This window comes from Vibrio genomosp. F6 (genome assembly GCF_005146325.1).
Taxonomy (GTDB): domain Bacteria; phylum Pseudomonadota; class Gammaproteobacteria; order Enterobacterales; family Vibrionaceae; genus Vibrio; species Vibrio cortegadensis.
Genome location: NZ_SYUT01000091.1, coordinates 1 through 22,862, shown reverse-complemented (window position 1 = coordinate 22,862; position 22,862 = coordinate 1). Strand labels below are relative to the sequence as shown.

Below are 22,862 nucleotides of genomic sequence, written 5' to 3'. Positions count from 1 at the left end.
TCCGGTGGTCTACTCACCAAGTAATGTTGCTGTTGATGTTGGTGGCGTAAACATCAATACGTACTTCGGCACACCGCAAGAGCTTTGGGATAATAATATCGCGTCACTGATGAATAGTGATATTGCTTATTTAGGTAATGGTTATTACACCCCTGCATCGCTTACAACGCCATGCACTGAAGCCTCTATCTGTGTTGTCGATCAAACGCCTGCGAGTCGTGTTTTACCTGGCTACCCTGGTTGGGGGATGTTTTTTATCCCAAGAGGAAAAACCGTTGCAGATAAATGCCTCGCGTTTTATGTTTTCCAGCAAGACGGAAGCAGTATTGTATTTAGAGAGGTCTCGACGCTTACTGATGGGTGTTAGGTTGAATCCATGAGGCTTTGAGGTATCTAAAGTGTGGCTTACACTTCGTTATATAGGATTGTAGTGACCTAGCACGAGTTCTTCTGCCTTCTATTATTGGTTAGCTCAGTTTTAGATTAATACCAATTCTTGTTTTTGTGTGCTCTATATGATCTTTGATCTGAGTGCTCAATAAAGCACATCAAGCTCTATCTTCTCGATCTAGTTCTTGCTCAAATTTAATTTGTTAAGCATAGCAATAGAGTTATCAAAGATAGCTTCGGTTATGTGTTTTGGGAAACCTTCAGGTAAGCGGGCAGCGAGGCGCTCAATTGCTTTAGGTAATTCAGTTTGCATGTCATCCAATATGCTTTGCATGCTATCAGAATTAAAGCCAACTGAATTGGCGGTATCAAGAAAGTGGCGAGAGTAGATCTTGCTTATCTGGTATTTCTTACCACGGCTTGCTTTTAACCCCATTGCTAACTTTAACTTTCTGATGTTCAGCCCTTTTTTTCCTGTGATAGGGTAAGCCGACAAAATGTCATAAAAAGGCGTTAAACGATAACTACCTTGCTTTTCAATAAATATTGAATAGTTCTTTGCATGCCCATCAATAGCGCCTATAGCCCATTGGAAAACTTGAAACTTCATGAAGTTATATCTGTCTTCCAGTGCATTTGATGAGCCTTCAAGTAGCTTCATAATATCGGCTATTCCTGGTCCCCCATCAATTTCGTACTTTATAGATGAAGGGATCCCTTTAGCTTGACAGATATCTTCCTGAGGAAGGCGCAATAGTTGCGTACGATCCTTAATCCAACGTCTATCAAAGCGCTCAACAGCAATGGCTTTATAATTATGGGTTGTGATGATCTCAACTTTCGGAACATCAAACCCCAGCTCTCTAGCTAACTCAATACAGATGAACTCATTCTCGACACTTTCAGTCAGATCTAAAATAGAGGTGGGCTGTTTAATTTCACCAATAGGCAGTTTAATGATATGGCTTGTAGGTGTGTTCCCTTTGGGCAAACACCAAGTTTCATTCAACCTTAGTAATGCGGTTTTTTCTTGAGCGCCAGCAACAGATATTCGGAAGTCATCTTCTTCCTTAATCATACCTAATGGAATATCGGAATGATGGGCAGCTAAGATTTTTTCAAGCCGAGATTCATCAAGAAGTTCGTATGATAGTTTGTTCTCGATATATGGTTGATTTGGTTGGAGCAGAGCAATGGCACCTACGCTGTCTTTACCAATTTCCTTTAGAAGATCAAAAGGCTGGTTTGAAGCTGTTTGATAGCGAGCAACAATCCTATTACGTATAGCAATATTGTCTGGTAGTAGGTTGTCGAAGTAGTTGATAACGGCATCAGAAGTTATCGTAGGTACTTGTAGTTTAAGAGATAAAGATAATGGGCGAGATTTGTCGTTACTTAGCCAAGACTCATTATATTGAAATTCATGAGAGCCATTGTTTTGTTTTATTAGGGTACCGACTAACTCACCATTCATATAGGCATTAAGTTGCTGCATTACCAATCTTCCTCATCAACAGTACTTTGACTGTTTTTTGCATCTTTTGTTTCGATTTTAAGAGTGAGTTCTAATGCTTGGATGAGCTTGAACATTGTTGAAATAGTTGCCTTTTCTGGTCTATTTTCAAAGTTCGAAATGGTTGCTTGTTTTATCCCTACTTTTTTTGCCAGTTCAGATTGAGTCCACTTATTTTTTTGGCGTATGAGCAGTAAGGTATTGGCTAATTGTTGTGGGCTATAAATCACAAGTTGTCACTCCTTACAATGAAGTTTTATCCGCACTAGAGGGTATGGGCTATACTATCCCGACAAAGGGATATACGCAGTATTATACCTTTAAGGGGATAATGCAAGGTATATACCTTTTAGGGGATAAAGTAGAGGGGTCAAAGCCTTAGCTTTGACTTATCTATATTACAGGGTGATATTTAGCATGGATGAGATTGAGTCAGTAAATCAAAGAATTGAACAGTTGAAATCCGAGCTATCTCAGCTTGAGAAAAGACGAAATGAGTTACTGTCTAGTCCTGTGAATCCAGAGCAAATGATCCGCACCAGAAGTTTTGGACACTGAGTTAAGTGAGTACAATCACTAACGAGGTGAACAATGACAACTAAGAAAACACGAATCAAACATGCTCCTGAATTTAAAGCCGAAGCACTTAAGTTAGCAGAAAAAGTCGGTGTCGCTGCTGCCGCACGACAGCTATCGTTGTATGAATCTCAAATTTATGGGTGGCGTAAAGCCGTCAAAATAGATGCGAAAATCAGCGATAGAGAAAGGGAGCTCGCCACTGAAAATGCCAAACTCAAACGGTTATTGGCTGAGCAAGCTGAAGAGCTAGATATCGTAAAAAAGGCCGCCATCTACTTCGCGAAAAATCTAAAGTAGATTGCTATGAGTTTATGCTCGAACACCTGATGCAGTATAGGATTGTCCGTATGGCTAAGGTGTTTGGGGTTTCTCGAAGTGGGTTTTATTATTGGGTTGATAATCGGCATAAAGTCACCCAACCCAACCCAACGCAACGAAAACCGAAAGCAGCTTGATAGCAAAGTTCGTGAAGTCTTTGATGATAAAAAGGAACGCGACGGTGCAAGGCGCATTCAAAAAGAACTAGAGGCAAATGGTAATAAGCACGATGTAAAAATCATTGCCGCGAGCATGAAGCGCCAGAGCTTAGTCGCGAAGGCCGCCCGTAAGTTCAAATGTACGAAAGACAGCAAGCATAGACTTCCTGTTGCCCCGAACTTGCTTGAGCAAGATTTTAATGCAACAGCACCGAACCAAAAATGGGCTGGAGATATTACCTATCTAGCGACAAGCGAAGGTTGGATGTATTTAGCGGTTGTTATCGACTTGTACTCACGGCAAGTCGTTGGTTGGTCAATGAGCACCAGAATGACCGCAACTCTGGTCTGTGATGCGCTATCAATGGCATTGTTCCGTAGAGGCATGCCCGAAGGGGTGATTATCCATAGTGATAGAGGTAGCCAATATTGTTCAAAAGACTACAGATACTTAATCTCAGGCCATAATTTAAAACAAAGTATGAGTAGGAAGGGAAATTGCTGGGATAATGCCTGTGTTGAAAGCTTTTTCCACTCAATGAAAGTAGAAGCCGTCCAATACGAGCCGATAATGACGCGAGAAGAGATGCGCCAAGCACTCTTTGAATACATCGAAGTTGATTATAATCGAACAAGAAGGCACAGTGCTCTTGGGTATCTAAGCCCAATTAACTTTGAAAAACAATATGTCGCTTAATGCGGTGTCCAGTCTTACTGGAGCAGATCAAACCTGTAAAATACGTGCAACAGATTGGTTTAGTGTATATTTAATTAGTGATACATAACACTACAATATATTTGCTTTGTTCATTAATCGTATGATGTTTGAAGTGCTTTTTACATAGTTAACTAACAAAAAGCACCATGTAAGTATGGTGCTTTTTGTTCCACTCTTACTCAGATTAAGTGTTGTATAAAGGATCGTTGGAGGACATCTTTACTGATACTTGCTGGATCGGAGCTTCAATTAGGAACCAATGGTGGCAACTTTCATTTGGAGCAACGCCTACCGGATCCATACGAATAATCATTAAGCCCTTATTCATCAGCTTTTTATTGATATCTCGAATTGAGTCAGCAGGATTACTACAGGCGTCCGCGAGATTGCGGATTTCGTTAGTTTTGATGCCTTGGTTTTGAGCAATAGCACATAACACAAGAGCAGCTTTTGCTACTTTTCCATCTTTTCGCTTGCGCCACCAAAGAGAGTACCCATCTAGTGTCTTTTTAGACAAATGAGCAAGAGGGAAGCCAACGCGCGAGGCGCTTGGCATTGTTGTAGCTAGGCTACTAGGGTAAAAGTCAGTCATTGGAATATTCCTCTTCATAAAGACTGATTTGGACAAGAGTAGTTAGACATCTACTCCGCTGTTTGGCTACTACATCTAGTAGCTTGTGGGCTCATAAACCACTAGATACAGTGGTTGCTGTATGAATCCACAGGGAATAATAACACCATAGATAGGAAACCGCAAGTTATTGATTTGAAAAAACGCAAAAAGCCCGCCACATGAAGAAATGGCAGGCTAGATGCTTGTTGTCAACTGGGCTGTCCGCACCTTTATCGCTGACTTGTTTTATATCCTGAGGGCGTCTATCTCCTCAAGATCACCCAAGGTTGTCTAAGCCAAGGATGTCAATTCTACGAGCTTTAGATACAAAAAAATCAACATGTCTGTTGAAAGTTAATCTATTTAAGCTTGTGGATTTACTTTATGACGGAATGACGGGGAGGTCAATACCGAACGTATGGGGCGAGTATAATACGCTTTGAGAGAAAGAAGTCAACTTCAAAACCCTCTCTAAAACGCCACAAAACGCAACAGAATGGACTAAAACCTTTGTTATCCCTACTTCATAGTGTAGAAAATAACATGGCCTCAGAACTTCGCTCTGAGCCTCTCGGACGCTAAAAAAAAATAATAAAAAATTAATATCATGAAATTATATAGACTTTTAACCCCAACTTTAAAACCGTGGTTCTATTTTTTAGGCGGCTTTTACCATAGAGAAAGAACCGTTGGATGCTTTTAAGATCCATCCACTCCACCAGTCCATGACTTTTCTTCTTCTCTCTAAATAGTCAGATCTATTATATGCGCGTCTAGATTCGTTATCGCTCACATGAGCTAGAGCCGCTTCTATTAGATCTGAATCATGATGACCGTACTCGTTCAGGGTAGTGCTTGCAATTGCTCTTAGTCCATGTGAAACAAGTCGTCCTGCAAATCCCATTCTTTTTAGTGCGGCGTTGGCTGTTTGACTATTGGTAGGCTTTCTTGGATCTCTATCAGCAGGAAAGACATATTCTTGTCGTCCGGAAACAGCATACATTTTATCTAGAAGTACTAAAACTTCTTTACTTAGCGGTATTCTATGTTCTCGACGTTTTTTCATTCTATTCGCTGGAATTGTCCAAATTCTGTTCTCAAGATCAAATTCCGCCCATTTCGCTCCAGCAGCTTCGTTAGGTCGAGTTATCGTGTGTAGCTGAAACTCAATTAAACATCTAGTTGTTCGTTTTATACTTGCGTTTGCAATAGCGTTCATCAAATCTGGAAGTTCTTCTGGTTTCAGAGACTTCATGTTTTCTTTCTTAGGCTTCTTAAATGCTGATTTTATTCCTTGGAGTGGGTTGGATTGAGCTTTACCACAATTGACTGAAAACGTCATGATCTCATTCAAACGCTGGGAAACTCTTTTTAAAGTCTCCAATGAACCTTTTGCTTCAAGTGGTTTGAGTACATCTATTACAGTTGGAGCCGTTAACGTTGAGACGGGATGGTTTTTTAAGTAAGGAAAAACATGGAGCTCCAATGAACGCCAGATATCGTTGGCATAGTCATGTGTAATTTCTGTTTTTTTAATATCAAACCATTCTCTGCTGACATTAAGTAAAGAATTCTGGTTTATCGCTCTGTATCTTCAGTTTATGAGCTTTTGGATCAATGCCTTGTGCAATTAATTCTCGTTGCTCTCTAGTTAGCTTTCTAGCATTGGCTATTGATAATGAAGGGTATGTGCCAAGGCTTAAACTTGCTGATTTTCTTGTTTCTGGATTTTTGTATAAGAGTCTCCATGACTTGGTTCCATTTTTAAGAACTCGAAGCTGCAAGCCATCTCCATCAGACAGTATATACTAACCATCTTTTAGCTTGGCATTCCGGACTTCTTTATCTGTTATCTGCGTTGTAGACCTAGACATTCTCGACTCCATATTCTTACCCAATGAGTTTATGGAGTTCAGTATAGGGTAATAAATTGGGTACAAAAAATGTGAGAAGTTCTGAGACAATATGAGATGCCTTGAGAAAAGACTAGTAACTAAGTAGTTGTTTAATATGGAGTGTTTTGGTTTTTTTGGATACAAAAAAGGCCACCCAAAGGTGGCCTTTTCCAAACGTTTGGTGGGCTGGCGGGAGTTGAGCTTGTAATTTAAGTGATTGATATTAATTCAGTTATTGATTTTTTAAGTTCGCATGGAGTACTTTTTGGAATACCTAAGAATTAGGTGACTTAAATCACACAATCGTTATTTATGAGCAGTAATCACCTATGTTCTTTTGTTAAAACGAATCTTGTAAGCATCTTTGAGTAGCTTGTTGAGTGCGCGATTAATTTTTGGTTTTGTATCGCCTTTCGCTAGTTCTACAAGCATCTCCCATTGCTTTTCATTTAAGGCGATTTGGAAATCTTCGCTATTCGCTTTATCTGACGAAAACTTATCGGTTAAAAGCTTTAGGCGATGGGAGAAGTTAGTTGATGTGATGAATAATAAGTCTAGAGTCGTTATCGTGCATCTTTTCCTAATCTTTGTATCGCTTGTTGGAAATAAAAGATTAGAAATTTTATATTGACTCTGCAAACGGTCATAGGTTTTATTGATCAATCTTTCATTTTCGGTTTTTAAAATATCCCAGTTTAAAGATACATTCTCACATGCTTGGATATACATTGACCTGATTCTTAACAAAAGCTCTTGTACTGTTGTGAGAGCAAGCTCTCTTGATATGCAGAGGTAAGTTAGGTAGTTGATAATGATTATGTCACTCTGCTTATCAATAGTAGGGCATAACCTGCAAACTAATTCTATTGCCTGTAGAGTGGGATCTCGAGATATCCTATTGAACTCTCGTTGTTCTGCTGTATTTCTTCTTTCTTCATCTTGTTTAAAAATTTTTTCAGCTTCTGAGCTGAGTTCGCTTAAAGCAATCTTTTGATTATGAAGTCGGTTTAGTGCACGTCTTTTCGCTTCTTTTTTACGTTCTTCTATCTCGTCTAAATGTTGTTTGTCTTTGAGGCGAGGCCATAATCGATCACCAATGATTTTGACATCATCTGGTGAGGCAACCAAATTGACTTTAGTCATCACCATCATCTTGAGCATAGAGTGGAAGAAGTATTTCTCTCGATCACCTTTTAGCCAAGAGGTGAACTCACTTGTAATTAAGTAATCGACTGATTCGTCGTGTAGTTTATTTAGTAATTCATCCAATTTCTGCTCTTGTGTAGTTGATAAATCACCTTTGTCTAGTGCGGCAATATTGATCATCAGGTCTGAAGAAATCCCTTCAATGAAACGATGTTGTAGCTCTTGATAATTGAGCAAGGCCAGATCACGAAAGTCACTGTGTTCTTTTCTATCGTCGGAATAAGAGAGATAAAGAACATAAAAGCGGAGGCGTGTTTCAGTATCATTAAGAAATCTAGTTAATCTTTTTTTATGCATGGTTATTCTCTGGAGATTTCGTGGCAATTTTGAGCAAGTTTTTAGTGGGATTTATAACAGTATTGAGATATAAATCGACAATTTAATAGCAAAGATTTAGCAATTTAATTTCTCTTAACCTATACCTAGTCGGGTGTGTGTTTTTATTTAATTGTTACAAAATAATGTTAGCATTTTTCATCAGGGATATCTCTTGTTTCTAAGTGGAAATGTGAAGGCGGGATGAGTTGAATGAAACTCTAAATGCATAATTAGTTATGCGGATGCTTCATGAAAAATAACTGCTTTTTCCGTTAATTTCATTTAACTTGCAAGCAACTTAAACCTCATTAACCGTCGTGTTATGCATATGCTAGCTATATGTTTTCTCTAATTATTGTATATGACAATGAGTTGATGTGTGCAAAATGAAAGAATGATGCACATAACGAAATATCACCAATGTCTGTCTGGTTAGTATTACTAAACCATCAATTAACACCATCAGATTACTCCGTCTACTGAGTCACACCAAGTGACTCACAGTACACCATTATAAATAACGGCATCGACCTATCTATGAACCTCAACATAGGAATAGATAGCAATGAATGTACGTTCTCGAAAAAACAAAAACCTTAGACTCACCATTAAGAAAACCTTTCTTGGTCATCCTATCCAGACTGCACACGGTCCACTGTACCTCGACTACTTAGAAAAAATGCACGCCACCATTGAACGAGCATTAGATGACTATCCTCGCCTCATGGCTATCCGTGTAGATTTGAGATTTCCAAAGCTAAGAGCCAATGAAGAGTGTGGCAATGTCATCACCGATTTTATCCGCTCGTTGCAGTCACAGATAGCTTACTCTGGCAAGCGAAAAAAAAGACAAGAGGGTGGTAGGGTTCATCCCTGCAAAGTTAGAAATGTGTGGGTTAGAGAGCGCTCTACCTCAATGAATGACCACTATCACTTATTACTCATGTTCAATAAGGACAGATTTAACTGGTTGGGACAAACTCAAACGCCAAATGATAATTTAGGCTCCTTTATCGTGGAGGCATGGGCGAGAGTCGTCGGTGTTGATTATGACGAGGCAAATGGATTAGTACATTTCTCAAAGAGAAAGAATAGTGACAGCGTGGTTATTCATCGCTTAAACCGTAACTCCGATGACTTTGACGATGCATTTGATGAGCTGTTTAAGCATGTGAGTTATTTAGCTAAAGAAGATACGAAGCATTTTGGTGATCGTAGAAGGAGTTTCGGGGGGAGTCAGCGTTAACTCAGGTTAGGGCTGCTGCATTTTTTTACAGCGGTGGCTCATCTCATGGGTATATACAAACAGGAGGCTATTCCCAATGAGATTCTTAAGACTGAAAGAAGTAATAGCGTTAACGGGATTAGGTCGTTCAAGCATCTATAAGTTTATGGAAGAGAATACCTTTCCTAAAACGGTGTCACTGGGTGGGCGCGCTGTCGCATGGGTAGAGAGTGAAATCGAAGAATGGATGGAACAGCGTCTAGCACTGCGAGAAAGCCAAAGCTAACCACAAACAACAACGAACACAGTTATCACATCAACAGGGAGCCCATGAAGGCTCCCTTTTCAATTAGAGAGAGAAATTAAATGAGTTTTTCAATTTACGTAGACGGCGCGGCACCAAACAATCAACACGGATGCACACAGGGTGGAATTGGTATTGCAGCCTTTAATGAGCACGGTGAACTGGAGTATCAAGATAGCATTACTATCAGACGCAGTACCACCAATGCAGAATTAGAGTTAATGGCCTTAATCGAAGGTCTAGAGTACGCACAGGATGGTGACGTCATCTACTCAGACAGTGACTTTTGTGTGAAGGGTTATAACGGTTGGTTAGATAACTGGAAGGATAAAGGTTGGCGTAAGTCAGATAAGAAGCCAGTTAAGAACCGTCATCTATGGCAACAAATCGACGAACTACGTTCACAGAAATACGTAGAGGTGAGAAAGGTCAAAGCCCATTCAGGTGATAAGGGTAATGACATGGCAGACTTGTTAGCCGTTGAAGCGGCAGAAGCCGAGTAAGAAGATAGAGCACAGCTTGTTGGCAAACCGCTAGCAGGCTGTGCGGTCGTATTTATGCTTTATCCCTAGGAGTGGTGATTCGTCTTTAAGGTAGCGTTAAGCGTTTTTATAGATAACATATATCTTCAGTTAGATACGTTGAGATAAACGTTACGCCTAATGACGTGCAAGTGGTATAACTTATGACTATGACTTGAGTTGTACATGTAAATAATATAATTTTAATAAAAGCAATAGCTTAAACTCCCCACTTAGAAACGCTAGATCTATATAATTGAAAGTATGAGGGCGATTTTGATTTAGGCCTGTGCGTTGTGACTCTTCTATATGTCGCTCCTTGTGTAAGTGGATTTTCCTTGAATGATGAGTAAACAATAAGAAAATACATGGATATCAAATATTGGGATGGTGGCCTTGAACGCCACGAAATCGATGCAATTAAAAAAATTGAAAATGTGCTGAGTACCCCAAATGCGCAAAAGCAGAAAAGTGCAAATAAAGGACAGGGTTTTGAAGCCCTACAAGTTTTAAAAAAGTCCTTTAACGAGGGCTGGAAAGGTTACGCAGGTTTTCGCTTTGTCAATAAACATAAGCAAGGCGAAATAGATTTACTGATAGTAACCCACTGCAATATTCTTATTGTTGAACTTAAACACTGGAACGGCAAACCTGTTACTTCAAATAGAGGGAAATGGTTTTGGGGTAATGAAGATAGAGGGAAATCGCCTGTTGAGGTCACTCGCAATAAAGAGTTCTTACTGAGAAATTTACTTAAACCATTTGCAGGAAAATTTAGCAACGCTAACTTCACACCACGTGTATATTCGTTAGTCGTGATGACTGGCAACAGTAACTTTTCTGGCTTAAACCAAAAAGAACTCGCTGAAACACTTAGCTTGAGTGACTTTTGTAAGTTATGCACTAATCAGAAACTATTTAATGAACGCTTTGACCCTCATTCTAAGTCCGAAGTTTTGTTAAACGATGTCCCACTGCTAGAGAAAAGCTTGCTGCTAAATGATAAGAAAGTAGAAGCAAGGCCGTTATCCGTTGATGGCTGGTTAGGGCAAGAGCAGATTTTTGAGCACCCTAATGAAGTATATAAAGAGTACTTTGCTCAAAGTGAGGCCGATAAGAATGATCGTGCCATTATCCGCAGCTGGGATTTTAATAAACTATCAAATCATGATGCTAAAACCCCTGATGGACGTATAAAGATTGCTTCTCGTGAACGTGAAGTACTCACCAAAATAAAAAGAGAAAATAGAGAGTTATACGAGCATTGTGTTTCTTCACTAACAATACCGACTAAAGAGAAGATAACCTCACAATACAACGAGGTTGTTGAGCTTCCTCACGGCCATGAACGCCTTAATGATTTTATTATTACCTATGGTGAAAACTTATCCATTGATGAGCGTGTTAACCTAGTTAGGGTGTTAATCGCTCGTTTTGCAGACTTGCACCACCTACAACTCGCTCACCGAGACATTGGTAAACACAGTATTTGGTTAAGTACTGGGCAGCGCGTTGCGCTTTCAAACTTTATTTCGGCCTTTGTTCGCAAAAAAGAAACCGTGGGTGACGTTCGAGATGAGCTATCGGTATACAACCAAGCTACGCCTTCGCTAACTCCCTATCATTATGATGTTTCTCGCCTTGCAATTATTGCGTGGTCAATTCTTGAAGCCAAACGATTAACACCTGCGCTTGAAAAATCGTTAGAGGTTGACCTTTCACAATGTGATGTGTGGTATGGCGACACGTTATTAAGAGCTCTTAACGGTAAAGATTTTGCTAATGCTGGTGAGTTTTTAGATGCTTTGGTTGAACAAGAACCAAGTAAAGAAGCTACCTTTAGCTTTTCAACGCAAGAGCTAGAGCGATTTGTTAAGGCTAGCAAAATAAGCAAATTGCACCCTGAATTAGAAGAAATTTCTGCAAACGATTCAAAAGAAGTCTTTAAAGCTGTCACTGGTGTAGTAAAAGTTTGGAATAATATTAATCCTACTGACATTAATGCTGGTCTTGGTCTTCGCACGTTATCGTTTTTAGAGCGAGTAGAAAAACTGCAAAGCCTTAATTTAAGTTTTATTCCCACCGTTGTTGATTATGGTATTACCGCACGAGATAGCTCGTTGTATTTGGTCAATGAGTGGATTGAAGGGGAAACTATAGAACCTTACCGTATGCGTAATCGCAGAAACGATATTGTGAAAAGCTTAGTTGCCCATATTGAGCATATGCACTCGTTAGGCATTGCACATGGCGACTTAAAACCGGAGAACGTTCTGGTAGATAAACATGGTGACGTTTTTATTATTGATGTTTTAGATTTTCATCATGATGCAGAAGAGTTGCTTAATACTGAATATAGCCCTGCGGATATCGATAACAGTTCAGCCTTTGAACGTGATAATTATGCAGTAATGAAAATAAGCGCAGAACTACTGGAAATTGACTGGGGAACTGAGAGCTCAAGCTTTGAAGCCGTTAGCAAAGCTATTATTCACGAACTTGAAGATGTTGATTTTGGCTTTAGAGAATTAACTCGTTTTAAAGATGCTGTTTTAAACCCAGAAAAAACAGAACAACCATCGGTTGAAACGATTGATATTGAAATAGGAGGAGCAAGAGAAAGCTTTGATCCTCTAACAATATACCCTGATAACGGTAAATTATATGTTTCGATAGAAGACAGTGATAAAAAAGCCTCGGGTTTGGTAATGAACTTTTGTGGATTAGGTGGCTTCTTTAGGCTTTTCTTCGATCAAGTAAGTTTCACTTTTGAACATGGCTTAGCTCCTAAAACAAGAGATAGTATTTATCCTAGAGATATCGAAAACGCTGTTTTAGAGCTTCCTTTTGCTATTCGTATCACTCAAGGTAGAGCAAGTAATCTAGAAGCACTCAATAGACGTATTCGTCAGTTTTATAGTTTCGAAAACGCAGTTAAACAATTTCAATTAAAACAGAGAAAAGTAGAGCCTCTTTCAGTTGAGCCCCCCACCGATACTATTGAGGCTGAACATAGTGTTAAGCCAATATCGACCAAAGATCTTTGGAAGGCAATTCTTAAAACAGAGACTGAATCTCATCCATATGTAGAGCTTATTGGCGAGCCAAGAACACATAAAGATGATAAAGATATCCTTATACTGTCATACGAAGCTGAAAAAGATCCACTTGATGGCTTTACCGCTAAAGATCAGGTTGAAGCAATTATCGTTAATGATGAAGAGGACTACTTTATTGGCGAAGTTAATTTATCGGCCTCAGGATTGAATAGAGTGCAGTTATCCCGCTATTCGAAGAGAGCTCACCGCTTAACTGAAGACGATATCATTTTCTTTCGCAGTAAAGCAGATAAGTCTTCTTTCAATAAACGAAAGAACGCATTAACTCGTATTCTTGAACAAGACTCAGTTGTAGAAAATTTATCCGATTACTTTGAGCCTGACTGTGACTTAGCGCCTACAGACTATGACTTAACTGTCACCGATGAAGATTTTAAACGTTATGATCGAAAAGATGATAACGGTAATGCTATTAAGCTCAATGATAAACAACGAATAGCTTTTCAAAAGCTTCTAAGGTTTGGCCCACTTTCAATGCTGCAAGGTCCCCCGGGCACAGGTAAAACCGAATTTATTGCTGCTTTTGTTCATTACTTAATTGAAAAACAAGGCACTGAGCGAATTCTATTGGTAAGTCAGTCACATGAAGCCGTGAATACTGCTGCTGAACGAATTCGAAAACACTGTGGCCGTTTAAAAACGGAGCTTGATGTTGTGCGTTTTAGTCGAAGTGAATCAACCATTTCCCACTCATTACGTGACGCATATTCTGATAATATTGTTAGTCAAAAAGTAGAACAATTTGAAACTCAATTAAAATATCGAGTGTTGAACCTAGCTAAGTCATTAAAAGCTCCAACTGATTATTTAGAAGCCTATTTAACCTTAGATAAGCAAATACTCTCACACATTACCGAGCAACAAAGTGCATTAATAGCACTTGATGATAAAGAGATAGTAGCTAAACAGAAGAAAGAGCTTAAAAAACAAATTGGGGAAAGAAAGTCATTAATTAACAGTAGATTGCCTCAGAGTATACGTACCAACAAAGATTGGCATGATAACTTAAGAGATGTTCATGACGGCTTAATTAAAGAGTTAAATCAAGAGTATGCTATTGAGCTAAATATCTCTAGCTCAGTTCAACGACTAGTGAAATTGTCGAAAGATATGATACGAGTTATGCAATCTGGAAATGCCAATATGGATGAATTTTTGGCTCGTTCAAAACAACTGGTTGCAGGTACTTGTGTTGGTATTGGCAACTGGAATATTGATATAGCAAGTAATCAATATGACTGGATCATTATTGATGAAGCGGCTCGTTCTATTGCAAGTGAGCTAGCAATTGCGATGCAGGTTGGCAAACGAGTGCTACTAGTGGGGGACCACAAACAGTTACCTCCTCTTTATACCGATCCTCATAAGAAAGCGTTGGCGAGACATTTAGGTATTCAATCATCGAATGATATCGATGAATTAATTGAAAGTGATTTTGCTCGTGCGTTTGAAAGTGATTATGGGAAACAGGTAGGTGCGAAACTGCTTGTACAGTATCGAATGGCTCCTGCGATTGGTACTTTGGTCTCTCAGTGTTTCTATGGTGGTGAGTTAGAAAATGGTGAACGAAAGATCCCTGATATTTACCGTGATGTGCCCGAAGCATTGAGTTCAGCTACAACGTGGCTTGATACATCAAATTTAAATAAAAAAGCATCTCATCAAACAGGTTCTGGTCGAAGCATTTACAATGATGCAGAAGCTGATGCTATTGTCGATTTGCTCAAACAGGTTGATGAAAATGAAAGTTTTGTTCATTCATTACTTGAGCAAGTAAAAGAAGGTGAAGCTGCTATTGGTGTGATTTGTATGTACGCCGAACAGAAAAGGCGTATCAGACAGAAAGTAAAAAAGGCCTCTTTGTCTGATGAACTTACAAAATTATTGAAAATAGATACCGTAGATAGTTATCAGGGCAAAGAAAATCGCGTCATTATTTTATCGGTAACACGTTCAGAGCCAAAGCAAGGTTCAGGTTTTTTAAAACTACCCAACCGAATCAATGTTGGTCTTTCAAGAGCAATGGATCGTTTGGTGATTGTTGGTGATAAGAGAATGTGGCAAGGAAAGAATAGCCAATTGCCATTTGGTAAGGTTATTAAGTTTATGGAAGAAAACGCTAGTGAAGACTTGTATCGCTTTGTAGACATTACAACCAAAAAACTTAAGAAGGCGGTATAACTCTTATGGAAAACACAACGATTGAATTTAATGAAGTAGATTATATTGTGCCTACTGAAACATTTGGCATTGAATACTCTTACTTAAGTAAGCAAGGCTTTCCGTTCATAAAAGAGTTCTTGCTTAAAGCACTTTATATTTCACCGCTTTCTAAGTTTGAACTATCCTCATTTTTTGGCTTTAATCAGCGTGAATTAGCGGCTGCTATTGAGGAACCGATCAGTAAGGGTGAAGTTGCATATTCTGACGAAGGGAAGTTATTTCTAACCACACTGGCGAAAGGGTATTTTTCATCATTGGATGATAAACCTATGATCGAAAAGCCACAGTCTAGGACTTCTTCTGTTTCATTTGAACTCGCTGGGTTTAATAAAGTCAAAAATCAGCATGAAAATTGGCATACAGGCCTTCGTTTAAACGTTAATCATGAAGTGCAAAGCTTAAGTGAACAGCATGCAAGAGCGATGTTTACTAAACACTTTCAGCGGCTAGTAGAGAAAGGTGAGCTGGGGGTAATTAAGACTCATGATAACTCGTTACCTAGCCTTTATTCTGTTGATAAAGTATCTAGAAAGAAAACTATCGCTCACAGAGTTAAACGGAAATTTGAGATAGATTTAGACAGTCGTATTAAGCCTTTTTACGTTGATAAGCTTTATGAGAATGATGAGGCAATTACACAGGCTATTGCGCAAGAAACTGACAACATCAGATTAGGTAACAACTTAGATAGTATTACTGCTGCATGGGATGCTCTTGAAGATATGTCTGTTAGCCGTTTTATTAAAGGTGAGAGTATCGACTTTCGTGGAATGCTCGCGGAAATGGTAGCAGGCTCTTTTGATAAGCCGTATGAGCTTTTGGTTGGTCCATTATATGGAAATCAACCATGGAGTATTATTGAGAGCAATTTAAAGAAACTCAAGTCCCAGAAAAAGACACAAAAAACAAGAGAACTATACTGGTTTGGTGCTAATACCCGCTATTGGGGAATGAGTGAAGGCTTTAATAAAGCTAGAGATAGTCTGATTAACTATAGAGCTGATGCGAAAAATACCAATTATAAGCTGAAGATGTATTTGCCATGTGATGATCATCAGAATGTTGAAAGGCAAGCTGGGAAAGCGTGGAAACACAAACTAGGTAGCATTGAATTCTGTGAGGGCATAAGAAATGGCTTGTTTAATGGTAACGTCGAGGTTTTACTCTTAAGTAATGAGTTTGCTGCCGTAAGTTATCACTTATCACTGCCTGATCTTAGTCCGGTTCATGTTCCTTTAGGTTTTTTTACAACTGACCAAAAATTAATCGTAAAAATAGAAAAAGTAGTTAATGAATTTCTGAAGGATTCTGTATCACATGATAAACCAAATCTAATCGGAAAGTTTAAATAGATGTATGGTTCGGTAGAGTGTTAGATTTGATGTTGAGTACTAATGACCGGTACCTTCAAGCCTTCAAGAACGCCTCTAACTAATCAGGTCTTCTCTGAATAGAGGAGCTCAAAAAAAACGGGTAGCATTGTGCTCCCCGTTTTTATGTGATTTATCGTTAGTGGTATTAGCTTCCTTCAGCAGCTTCACAGCCTTTAGGAACCGTAACCGACGATACCTGTTTACCTGCGATTAGGGCTGCTTTCACATCTAGCTTGTATTGAGTGCATTTACCTACACTGACGTTAACCGCTCCCGTTTCTACCGATGGATTACCTCCAAGCGAACCACCACCTTGAGCCAAAACAAAAGGTGATGCTAGGGTAGTCAGTAGAACAAGTGTGTTTGTTGTGATGTTTTTCATGGTGTCATTCTCACTATAATTTTAAAAAGAAAGTTGGGGATTAGTTAGACGTTTGTTCAGCTTCAGATGAGCACTTATTCTTATCGGAGGTTTGACCGTTAAGCTTTCCACACGCATCGGCTGTCCAATGTAGAAGAGCTCCAGCGACAAGAGTAGATTGAGGACCTTGTTTTCCATTCCAGTGCTTCTCCAGATGCGCCTTAGATATGTTGGGTGTTCCACCGAGCGCAGCGTTTGCCATTGATGAAACGCTTAGAGAGCTCAATGCAATCGCGATGAGTACGTATGATTTTTTCATATTCGATCCTTATTGGTATTGATAAATAGATGAGTTGTTTTGCTTTCGGTTTAGAAGGTGTAAATAAAGGTGCCAGCCGTTGACGTCACTTCAATTTCTTTCACGTTATCGACGGTACAGTTATTGCTGTATCCCGTGTAGGTTTCACCGAACTTCAATGAAACGTTTCTAGACAGCTCTGAGGCCGTACCAGCAGGAATACGACAATTACCTCGGTTAATTACAACGTCGGTGATGACGGTGTTGTTGGTGATGGCTTGTAGGTCAAAGACTAAGCTTCCCCAATGAGAGTTGGTGGAGATCGATACTTCTATATCCGCAACGGCTTCAGGAGATTCTTCCTGCTCAGTACATCCTGTTGCTACAATAAACAGGGCCATCGTGACTGCGTATCGAACCGATTGGTTTAGTCGATGTTTTATTTTGGTCATGGGGTTACTCTCCTCATTGGTGAGTGAAATTCTGGGTAGCCTGCTCCTTCGTGAGCCAGCATGAACTGCTCAACATTGAAGTCGGAGGGATAGGCAAATGAAAATGTCGATACACTGGCCTCATCGATGAGTGGTAAGGCAACGGTGTGTATTGGATGTTGGTCGGATAACCGAAAGAGCAGCAAGAGCGCGTCACACTGAACCGAGAGTCCCAGTGGTTCAATGAGCGTATGCTCCTGCTGCAAAGCTTGGCTAGAGACCTTTAGCATTCGGTTGTTAAGTAATGCTTCATGGACTGACCCTAAGACTTGTTGCTGCTTGTTACTCCAGCTTCTCGTATTAGGTAGATTGAGGTGTACTTTGCTTAGCCAAAGTCGTTCTTTTGAAATGGCTGAAGCCTTATCTAGTAAGGGTTTGTCTCTCTCCGAGGACCGACCCTGTCCATAATTCAGTGCATCAGGAATAAGCGGCTGTAAGTACTTGTTGGTCAGTTGCCAATAGAGCATTTCTTGCTTATTGAACGTCAGTAATTGCTCTGAGGTTTTCCGATAAACATGGGGCATGCTCATCGAATCGCACTCTACGTTAAACACTTCCACAATGATGTCATCGAGGTAGCGTTTAATGCTGCGAGTGGTGCGGTGGATATCGATTAGGGCTAACTGCTGCTGCAACTCCCTAACGGTGATCCATCGATGTTGAGGAATAAGCATCAGCGTGTGCAGCAAAGCAGATAAGCCTTCAATGCTGGTTTTATTGCTCATGGCTACTCTCTCAATACATAGCGCTCCACACCGGAGTCGGACATTTAATGTCGGGAGAATAGAGGTGGGTTCGACACATAATGTCCAACGGTTAAAACGTCATCAATCGACTTAACGAAAGCGTGAGTCGATTAACATTATCGATGGTTGTTTTTATCTCTCAGCTCTGAGATGGCTACCAGTAACCCAATCAGCAGTACTACGAGAAAGCCCAAAGTCGTTAGGGTTCCTATTGCACCAAAGAAGGGAGATAGGGTAAGCAGGGTGATAAGAGCCGTGACAAGTTTGATGGTTTGTAGAAGAAGAGAAGTCATGAGTTATTGCGGGGTAAGGGTAATATCGTCGAATGCCTCCATCTCGACGTATGCGAGAAAATTACTCTCCCACAATTGATACAGCTCAACAGCCTCGCGGTTATCTTTCATTGAAAACCATCCGTGGTAGCTGGCAAAGCATTGACTAGCGCGAAAGTCAAAATCCAAATTCCGCTCAAGCTCAGGGTAGTAGCTCCCCATATAAGCAAAGTCCGTGATGTACTCAACACACCATTCTCCTGTTGAAGATTGGCAAATAGAAATTTCGACAGGGTGAAAGCCACCAGCATCAGCACTGTAAGTTTTATCACGAAAGTTAAAGACCACATGACGGCTGGTGGAGAGCGTTTCATTGTTAAGTAAATGAGCCGAGTAACGCTCATTAAGCAACGCATACAGCTTCTTAGAAACAGGCAGGGGTAATGACGTAAAGGCTAATTGGGACATCGACAGTCCTCCTTGTTTAGGGATAAATCAGAAAGTAGTTAGGGGTTTAGTTAAACGAGCTGGCCAACGAGAGTTGCACGCTATCAAAGACGTTTCGGGTTAGGTGGCGAGTTAATGCATTCACCCAAGCAGAGAGCACCTCTTGCACTTCTGGATGAGATAAATCCGTTGTTCCTGTATCGGGTTGATAGAACCAACGATTAGTAAGGTGAAAGTACAGCTCCGGCTCTACGCTAGTACTGTTATCATTAGGGTAAGAAAAGCTCGCAAAGAATACGATGAGCCAAGGCTCTGAGATTGACTCTCGTTTGAGTTGTATCTCAATCGGGTGCAGTCCTTGACGATGGTGGTAGTAACTCATTTGACGGCAGTTCAATACCAGTCTCTCAGCCTGCTCAGGTAGTGTATGACCAGTAAGAAGACTCTCTAGTGACGAGAGCAGTGCATCATTGATACTGATATCACCATAGTGTTGTTCAATCATAACCAGCCTCGCTCAGCAAATGAGGTGCAGGTTTCGCCCGTTACGATATGGTCCAATACGCGCACATCCACCAGCGCTAAGGCGTCTTTGAGTCTTTCGGTTATACGTCTATCCGCTTGTGAGGGGGTAGAGTCACCTGAAGGGTGGTTGTGAGCCATGATCACTGCTGCTGCATTCACTTCCAACACAGCTTTTACTACTTCTCTTGGGTAGACACTGGCGGCATCGACGGTGCCATGAAAGAGCTCTTTAAACTCAATCAGTCGGTTTTGGTTATCCAGTAGCAGTAAAGCAAATACTTCACGTTCATAGCTGCCGAGTTTGCAGCGTACATACTCTTTGGTCGCATCTGGGCTAATTAAGGCATCACCACGTACATAGCGCGTCGCGAGTATCTCAGCGGCATGCTCTAGGATTTCATTCTCTTGATAGCGCTGTTGTTTTTTGTAATCAGAATTTTGGGTATTCATTTCAGACTCCTGTCGGATTCAATGATGGTTATTCACATTGATGACATATGCCTGAAGATTTTTTGGTTTAGGGTGAGATACAAATGGAGGGTTGATCCCTACGGAGATCGTGAGTGGGAATTGGGCCTGAGAGGAAAGCTGATGGCGTCAGAATGGAAGAAAGAGAGATGTATTATTTTTCTTAATATCTAGGTGTTATAAGAATAAATGAAAGTAGCCAAATTCAATACTTATCGGTTGTTTGATGAACGGACTGGTCATTTTTGGTAATATGCTCACCAGTTTTACTAGACCGCTTCTCAAAATAATCACGAAAGAACGATGAATAGAGAGAGCAGGCAAGAACTAATATAAAAAGTTGGCTAAAAGATGAGAAGATTAACTGATGCTCAAATGATTTTACATAGAATCAGACAACGTAGAGTATACAAGAACGACCTCAAGGCAAGAGTAAAGCGTATTCGGGATAAAAAGTCTCAGCCAGAAAAGCTGAACAAAAGAGATGAAGATAACTACTTTCACCTAATGCATTCAAGTGCGTACAAGACAATAAATAACGCTACAACGAGAACAAAAACAAATAGAGAGGGGAAATATACCCTTAAAATTCCCAAACGTTTTTGCCTCTATTCTTCACCTGAAAAGGTTATGAAAATAGTAAAGGAAGTTTCAGACTTATCTGACTACGACCATGTTAAAAGTATCCACATTGATCACTCTGACTGCGTTGAGCATGACTTAGCTGCCGAGATGCTTTTGGCAAGTGCTGTAAAGAGCTTAAACACCTCAAAGCCTAAAAGCTTTGGTATTACAGGTGTTCTGCCAGAAGATGAAAAAATGTCTAGGCTTCTCAAATCTGTTGGCGTGGTAAAAGATATAGCTGCGGCAAAGTATCATGAGCCAGATAGGGAGTACTTAAAACTATACAAAAAGAGAAGTCACCCGCATGAATCCTCCGACGAAACTGATAGCGACCTCCTTTTTGGCTCCGACAGGAAGACCAATGTAACGACAGGATTTACCGAATATCTAAACGAAGTGCTCGCACTAATTTCAAGTAAGCTTGATGAGGAAGAAGAGAGCAAGCTTACTAGATACCTATCTGAGGTATTGGGTAATGCAGAAGATCATTCAGGTCAAAAGTTGTGGCAGATTGTAGGTTACTTAGATTCTTTAGATCCAGAGAATTTGTGTTGCGAGATTGTTATTTTTAATATTGGAAAAACATTTTTCGAAACGTTTAAGGAAAAAACTGAAAGTGAACTTGTTAACGGTAAACGACTCAAATATGTTGAACAGCACAACTCTTCGATGAGTGAGGAACTGTTAACTCTTGTTTACGCAATGCAGCAAAATGCCTCTAGTAAATTAGATGAGCAAATTGATCGTGGGCAGGGGACTAAATACTTTTTAGACCTTTTCCATCATCTGATGGATACAAACAAAGCGCCTCATCGTAATCCTAATATGTTTATAATATCGGGTGACGCTATACTCAAAATGGATGGAACGTATGATCCAAGTGTATCTGAAGATAAGTTAGTGTATGCTATGAATCCAGATAATGACTTATCTAAGCTTCCAGATAAACGCTACATAAAATCTTTGGGTGGGCAATGCTTCCCTGGGGCTATTATTTATATAAGGTACTCTCTGCAAGAAGTTAACGAACTATGAAAAATAAAGTCGATCTTTGTTCTATTGCTGGTCGTGTCTATGTCGGACGCCCGAGAGGAAAAAGTGCGAGAAACTACTTCAAAATTGAAGAATATGAACGTGAAAAATCGTTTCCTATAACCGTGATTTTTCCTAGCAACGCAAAAACCCTAGCAAGTTCTTTTTTTCTAGGGATGTTTGGAGAAAGCGTTAGACAAGCGGGTTCCCGAGAAGAGTTTTTGAAACGTTTCAAATTTGAAGCAAGCAAACAGATCTTGAGTGAAATTGATGTAGGTATATCTGAAGCCCTATCTGCTAGTGAGTAAATTAATAATAAAAATAATGCCTTACACTTTATTGTTAGGCATCTCTTGTTTAAAAGCAGACACCTTAGAAGATGTTACATGCTATCTTTCTGATGCTGTACCAGAATGTGTTGCTAGTACAAAAGACACAGGACGTATCAATGTAGTACTGAGGCCTGAGTACACTGTTGTGAAAGTTGAACCTGTAACTCAAACTATCAACCCAATATTAAATACACAAACTAGCTCTGAATGGACAATGAAAGATGTTGTCTCAGCTATTTTAGCTACTATTGGTACTGCTGGTTTTCTACTCAACTTTTATAATCTCCGCTTGAGTAACCAAAATCGTAAAAAAGACCAGTATTCAGAGCGCTTTCATTTCTGGCTCAAAGAAATAATCTACCCTCAACATATTCAGCCACTTATCACAAAGCTAACTGATATCGCTCGCGACTATAACTCGTGGGTAAGTTTAGAGGAATCCGATGACAAATCGTTAAGGAAAGAGCGTTTTATGGAGGCATGGCCAGAAGAAAAACTTTCTCTATTAAACGCTTTACCGAATGAAGATTCTCTACCGTATCTAAACGAAGTTTTTTCGAGCGCAAAGGCTAATATTTTACAGCTTGATGAGCTTTTATTGTCTACGTTTTTAATCGATGAGATAGTTGAATTTCCATGTGACGATGAGGGCAGTATGGATATGGATAGAGAAATCGAGGGCTTTTCAGACGCAGATGCTTACAGAGGAAGAGAGCTTTTAGATAAAACAATACAAGATATCTACTCTAGTATTTATGAAGCTCAAAAAAAACCACTGTAGTGGTACGCTGAA

General features: G+C 39.9%; 22 protein-coding genes and 2 pseudogenes. 11 read left to right on the top strand and 13 right to left on the bottom strand.

Annotation, left to right across the window (positions count from 1 at the left end):
* On the top strand, positions 1 to 367 hold a 367-nt coding region (locus FCV43_RS19665; RefSeq protein WP_136996126.1), incomplete at its 5' end, for a prepilin-type cleavage/methylation domain-containing protein.
* Positions 368 to 568: 201 nt separating this feature from the next.
* Here the strand turns inward: FCV43_RS19665 and FCV43_RS19660 are convergent.
* Both FCV43_RS19660 and hipB read right to left on the bottom strand, forming a co-directional pair.
* Complete coding sequence (locus tag FCV43_RS19660) at positions 569 to 1,885, bottom strand: type II toxin-antitoxin system HipA family toxin (RefSeq protein WP_136996125.1); 1,317 nt, start codon at positions 1,883 to 1,885, stop codon at positions 569 to 571.
* A complete protein-coding gene (gene hipB, locus FCV43_RS19655) occupies positions 1,885 to 2,133 on the bottom strand; it encodes a type II toxin-antitoxin system antitoxin HipB (protein ID WP_136996124.1) in 249 nt (82 codons plus the stop codon). Before hipB ends, FCV43_RS19660 begins: the two co-directional genes overlap by 1 nt.
* Positions 2,134 to 2,320: 187 nt before the next feature.
* Here hipB and FCV43_RS20465 point away from each other — a divergent pair, with 187 nt between their 5' ends.
* On the top strand, positions 2,321 to 2,461 hold the full coding sequence (locus tag FCV43_RS20465) for a hypothetical protein (RefSeq protein ID WP_240697194.1): 141 nt from the start codon (positions 2,321 to 2,323) through the stop codon (positions 2,459 to 2,461).
* 33 nt (positions 2,462 to 2,494) lie between these two features.
* Positions 2,495 to 3,652, top strand: a pseudogene (locus tag FCV43_RS19650) (transposase); the annotation flags it as partial.
* A 208-nt stretch (positions 3,653 to 3,860) separates the two neighbouring features.
* On the opposite strand, the gene FCV43_RS19645 reads toward FCV43_RS19650, so the two are convergent.
* The 3 genes and pseudogenes from FCV43_RS19645 to FCV43_RS19635 form a co-directional block, all read right to left on the bottom strand.
* Positions 3,861 to 4,268, bottom strand: a complete 408-nt coding sequence (locus FCV43_RS19645; RefSeq protein WP_136996123.1) for a hypothetical protein — start codon at positions 4,266 to 4,268, stop codon at positions 3,861 to 3,863.
* 679 nt (positions 4,269 to 4,947) lie between these two features.
* Positions 4,948 to 6,163 (bottom strand): annotated as a pseudogene (locus FCV43_RS19640) (integrase domain-containing protein).
* Positions 6,164 to 6,511: 348 nt separating this feature from the next.
* The gene (locus FCV43_RS19635) at positions 6,512 to 7,687 is read right to left on the bottom strand and encodes a hypothetical protein (protein WP_136996122.1); all 1,176 of its coding nucleotides are present in this window, start codon (positions 7,685 to 7,687) and stop codon (positions 6,512 to 6,514) included.
* A gap of 586 nt (positions 7,688 to 8,273) precedes the next feature.
* Between FCV43_RS19635 and FCV43_RS19630 the strand changes: the two genes are divergently transcribed.
* From FCV43_RS19630 to FCV43_RS19610, 5 genes are all read left to right on the top strand, one after another.
* Positions 8,274 to 8,954: an inovirus Gp2 family protein gene (locus FCV43_RS19630; RefSeq protein ID WP_136996121.1), complete on the top strand. Its 681-nt coding sequence runs from the start codon at positions 8,274 to 8,276 to the stop codon at positions 8,952 to 8,954.
* Between the two features lie 76 nt (positions 8,955 to 9,030).
* Entirely contained in the window at positions 9,031 to 9,219 is a 189-nt protein-coding gene (locus FCV43_RS19625; RefSeq protein WP_136996120.1) for an AlpA family transcriptional regulator, read from the top strand.
* 80 nt (positions 9,220 to 9,299) lie between these two features.
* Positions 9,300 to 9,740: a ribonuclease HI gene (locus tag FCV43_RS19620; protein ID WP_136996119.1), complete on the top strand. Its 441-nt coding sequence runs from the start codon at positions 9,300 to 9,302 to the stop codon at positions 9,738 to 9,740.
* Between the two features lie 386 nt (positions 9,741 to 10,126).
* Entirely contained in the window at positions 10,127 to 15,058 is a 4,932-nt protein-coding gene (locus tag FCV43_RS19615) for an AAA domain-containing protein (RefSeq protein ID WP_136996118.1), read from the top strand.
* A gap of 5 nt (positions 15,059 to 15,063) precedes the next feature.
* Positions 15,064 to 16,452 (top strand): hypothetical protein, encoded by a 1,389-nt coding sequence (locus FCV43_RS19610; protein WP_136996117.1) that lies wholly within the window; start codon positions 15,064 to 15,066, stop codon positions 16,450 to 16,452.
* Between the two features lie 166 nt (positions 16,453 to 16,618).
* Here the strand turns inward: FCV43_RS19610 and FCV43_RS19605 are convergent, their stop codons facing one another.
* The 8 genes from FCV43_RS19605 to radC all read right to left on the bottom strand — a co-directional run bounded on the left by FCV43_RS19605 (position 16,619) and on the right by radC (position 20,063).
* Entirely contained in the window at positions 16,619 to 16,855 is a 237-nt protein-coding gene (locus tag FCV43_RS19605; RefSeq protein ID WP_136996116.1) for a hypothetical protein, read from the bottom strand.
* Between the two features lie 40 nt (positions 16,856 to 16,895).
* Positions 16,896 to 17,153, bottom strand: a complete 258-nt coding sequence (locus FCV43_RS19600) for a hypothetical protein (protein WP_136996115.1) — start codon at positions 17,151 to 17,153, stop codon at positions 16,896 to 16,898.
* Between the two features lie 50 nt (positions 17,154 to 17,203).
* Entirely contained in the window at positions 17,204 to 17,533 is a 330-nt protein-coding gene (locus FCV43_RS19595) for a hypothetical protein (protein WP_240697195.1), read from the bottom strand.
* A gap of 47 nt (positions 17,534 to 17,580) precedes the next feature.
* Positions 17,581 to 18,348, bottom strand: coding sequence for a transcriptional regulator (locus FCV43_RS19590; RefSeq protein ID WP_136996113.1), 768 nt, complete (start codon positions 18,346 to 18,348; stop codon positions 17,581 to 17,583).
* Positions 18,349 to 18,485: 137 nt separating this feature from the next.
* Complete coding sequence (locus tag FCV43_RS19585) at positions 18,486 to 18,662, bottom strand: hypothetical protein (protein WP_116871654.1); 177 nt, start codon at positions 18,660 to 18,662, stop codon at positions 18,486 to 18,488.
* A 3-nt stretch (positions 18,663 to 18,665) separates the two neighbouring features.
* Positions 18,666 to 19,109, bottom strand: coding sequence for a DUF2787 domain-containing protein (locus tag FCV43_RS19580; protein WP_136996112.1), 444 nt, complete (start codon positions 19,107 to 19,109; stop codon positions 18,666 to 18,668).
* Between the two features lie 46 nt (positions 19,110 to 19,155).
* Positions 19,156 to 19,593 carry a DUF2787 domain-containing protein gene (locus FCV43_RS19575; RefSeq protein WP_136996111.1) on the bottom strand — a complete coding sequence of 146 codons (438 nt, stop codon included), beginning with the start codon at positions 19,591 to 19,593 and terminating at the stop codon, positions 19,156 to 19,158.
* On the bottom strand, positions 19,590 to 20,063 hold the full coding sequence (gene radC / locus FCV43_RS19570) for a RadC family protein (RefSeq protein WP_136996110.1): 474 nt from the start codon (positions 20,061 to 20,063) through the stop codon (positions 19,590 to 19,592). Before radC ends, FCV43_RS19575 begins: the two co-directional genes overlap by 4 nt.
* Before the next feature lie 369 nt (positions 20,064 to 20,432).
* On the opposite strand from radC, the gene FCV43_RS19565 reads away from it, so the two are divergent.
* The 3 genes from FCV43_RS19565 to FCV43_RS19555 are packed head-to-tail and all read left to right on the top strand — an operon-like array spanning position 20,433 to position 22,850.
* The gene (locus FCV43_RS19565; RefSeq protein ID WP_136996109.1) at positions 20,433 to 21,740 is read left to right on the top strand and encodes a hypothetical protein; all 1,308 of its coding nucleotides are present in this window, start codon (positions 20,433 to 20,435) and stop codon (positions 21,738 to 21,740) included.
* On the top strand, positions 21,737 to 22,045 hold the full coding sequence (locus tag FCV43_RS19560; RefSeq protein WP_019350964.1) for a hypothetical protein: 309 nt from the start codon (positions 21,737 to 21,739) through the stop codon (positions 22,043 to 22,045). Before FCV43_RS19565 ends, FCV43_RS19560 begins: the two co-directional genes overlap by 4 nt.
* Complete coding sequence (locus FCV43_RS19555) at positions 22,038 to 22,850, top strand: hypothetical protein (protein ID WP_240697193.1); 813 nt, start codon at positions 22,038 to 22,040, stop codon at positions 22,848 to 22,850. The genes FCV43_RS19560 and FCV43_RS19555 overlap by 8 nt, the downstream gene beginning before the upstream one ends.
* Positions 22,851 to 22,862: the final 12 nt, after the last annotated feature.

What these genes read in the sequence shown, in the direction of transcription:
- FCV43_RS19580 (WP_136996112.1), bottom strand. Translation starts at nt 19,109, where the DNA reads ATGTCCCAATTAGCCTTTACGTCATTACCCCTGCCTGTTTCTAAGAAG.
- FCV43_RS19575 (WP_136996111.1), bottom strand. Translation starts at nt 19,593, where the DNA reads ATGATTGAACAACACTATGGTGATATCAGTATCAATGATGCACTGCTC.
- FCV43_RS19560 (WP_019350964.1), top strand. Translation starts at nt 21,737, where the DNA reads ATGAAAAATAAAGTCGATCTTTGTTCTATTGCTGGTCGTGTCTATGTC.
- radC (WP_136996110.1), bottom strand. Translation starts at nt 20,063, where the DNA reads ATGAATACCCAAAATTCTGATTACAAAAAACAACAGCGCTATCAAGAG.
- FCV43_RS19615 (WP_136996118.1), top strand. Translation starts at nt 10,127, where the DNA reads ATGGATATCAAATATTGGGATGGTGGCCTTGAACGCCACGAAATCGAT.
- FCV43_RS19600 (WP_136996115.1), bottom strand. Translation starts at nt 17,153, where the DNA reads ATGAAAAAATCATACGTACTCATCGCGATTGCATTGAGCTCTCTAAGC.
- FCV43_RS19610 (WP_136996117.1), top strand. Translation starts at nt 15,064, where the DNA reads ATGGAAAACACAACGATTGAATTTAATGAAGTAGATTATATTGTGCCT.
- FCV43_RS19620 (WP_136996119.1), top strand. Translation starts at nt 9,300, where the DNA reads ATGAGTTTTTCAATTTACGTAGACGGCGCGGCACCAAACAATCAACAC.
- FCV43_RS19595 (WP_240697195.1), bottom strand. Translation starts at nt 17,533, where the DNA reads ATGGCCCTGTTTATTGTAGCAACAGGATGTACTGAGCAGGAAGAATCT.
- FCV43_RS19630 (WP_136996121.1), top strand. Translation starts at nt 8,274, where the DNA reads ATGAATGTACGTTCTCGAAAAAACAAAAACCTTAGACTCACCATTAAG.
- FCV43_RS19625 (WP_136996120.1), top strand. Translation starts at nt 9,031, where the DNA reads ATGAGATTCTTAAGACTGAAAGAAGTAATAGCGTTAACGGGATTAGGT.
- FCV43_RS19645 (WP_136996123.1), bottom strand. Translation starts at nt 4,268, where the DNA reads ATGACTGACTTTTACCCTAGTAGCCTAGCTACAACAATGCCAAGCGCC.
- FCV43_RS19590 (WP_136996113.1), bottom strand. Translation starts at nt 18,348, where the DNA reads ATGAGCAATAAAACCAGCATTGAAGGCTTATCTGCTTTGCTGCACACG.
- FCV43_RS19605 (WP_136996116.1), bottom strand. Translation starts at nt 16,855, where the DNA reads ATGAAAAACATCACAACAAACACACTTGTTCTACTGACTACCCTAGCA.
- FCV43_RS19565 (WP_136996109.1), top strand. Translation starts at nt 20,433, where the DNA reads ATGAGAAGATTAACTGATGCTCAAATGATTTTACATAGAATCAGACAA.
- FCV43_RS19585 (WP_116871654.1), bottom strand. Translation starts at nt 18,662, where the DNA reads ATGACTTCTCTTCTTCTACAAACCATCAAACTTGTCACGGCTCTTATC.
- FCV43_RS19660 (WP_136996125.1), bottom strand. Translation starts at nt 1,885, where the DNA reads ATGCAGCAACTTAATGCCTATATGAATGGTGAGTTAGTCGGTACCCTA.
- FCV43_RS19635 (WP_136996122.1), bottom strand. Translation starts at nt 7,687, where the DNA reads ATGCATAAAAAAAGATTAACTAGATTTCTTAATGATACTGAAACACGC.
- FCV43_RS20465 (WP_240697194.1), top strand. Translation starts at nt 2,321, where the DNA reads ATGGATGAGATTGAGTCAGTAAATCAAAGAATTGAACAGTTGAAATCC.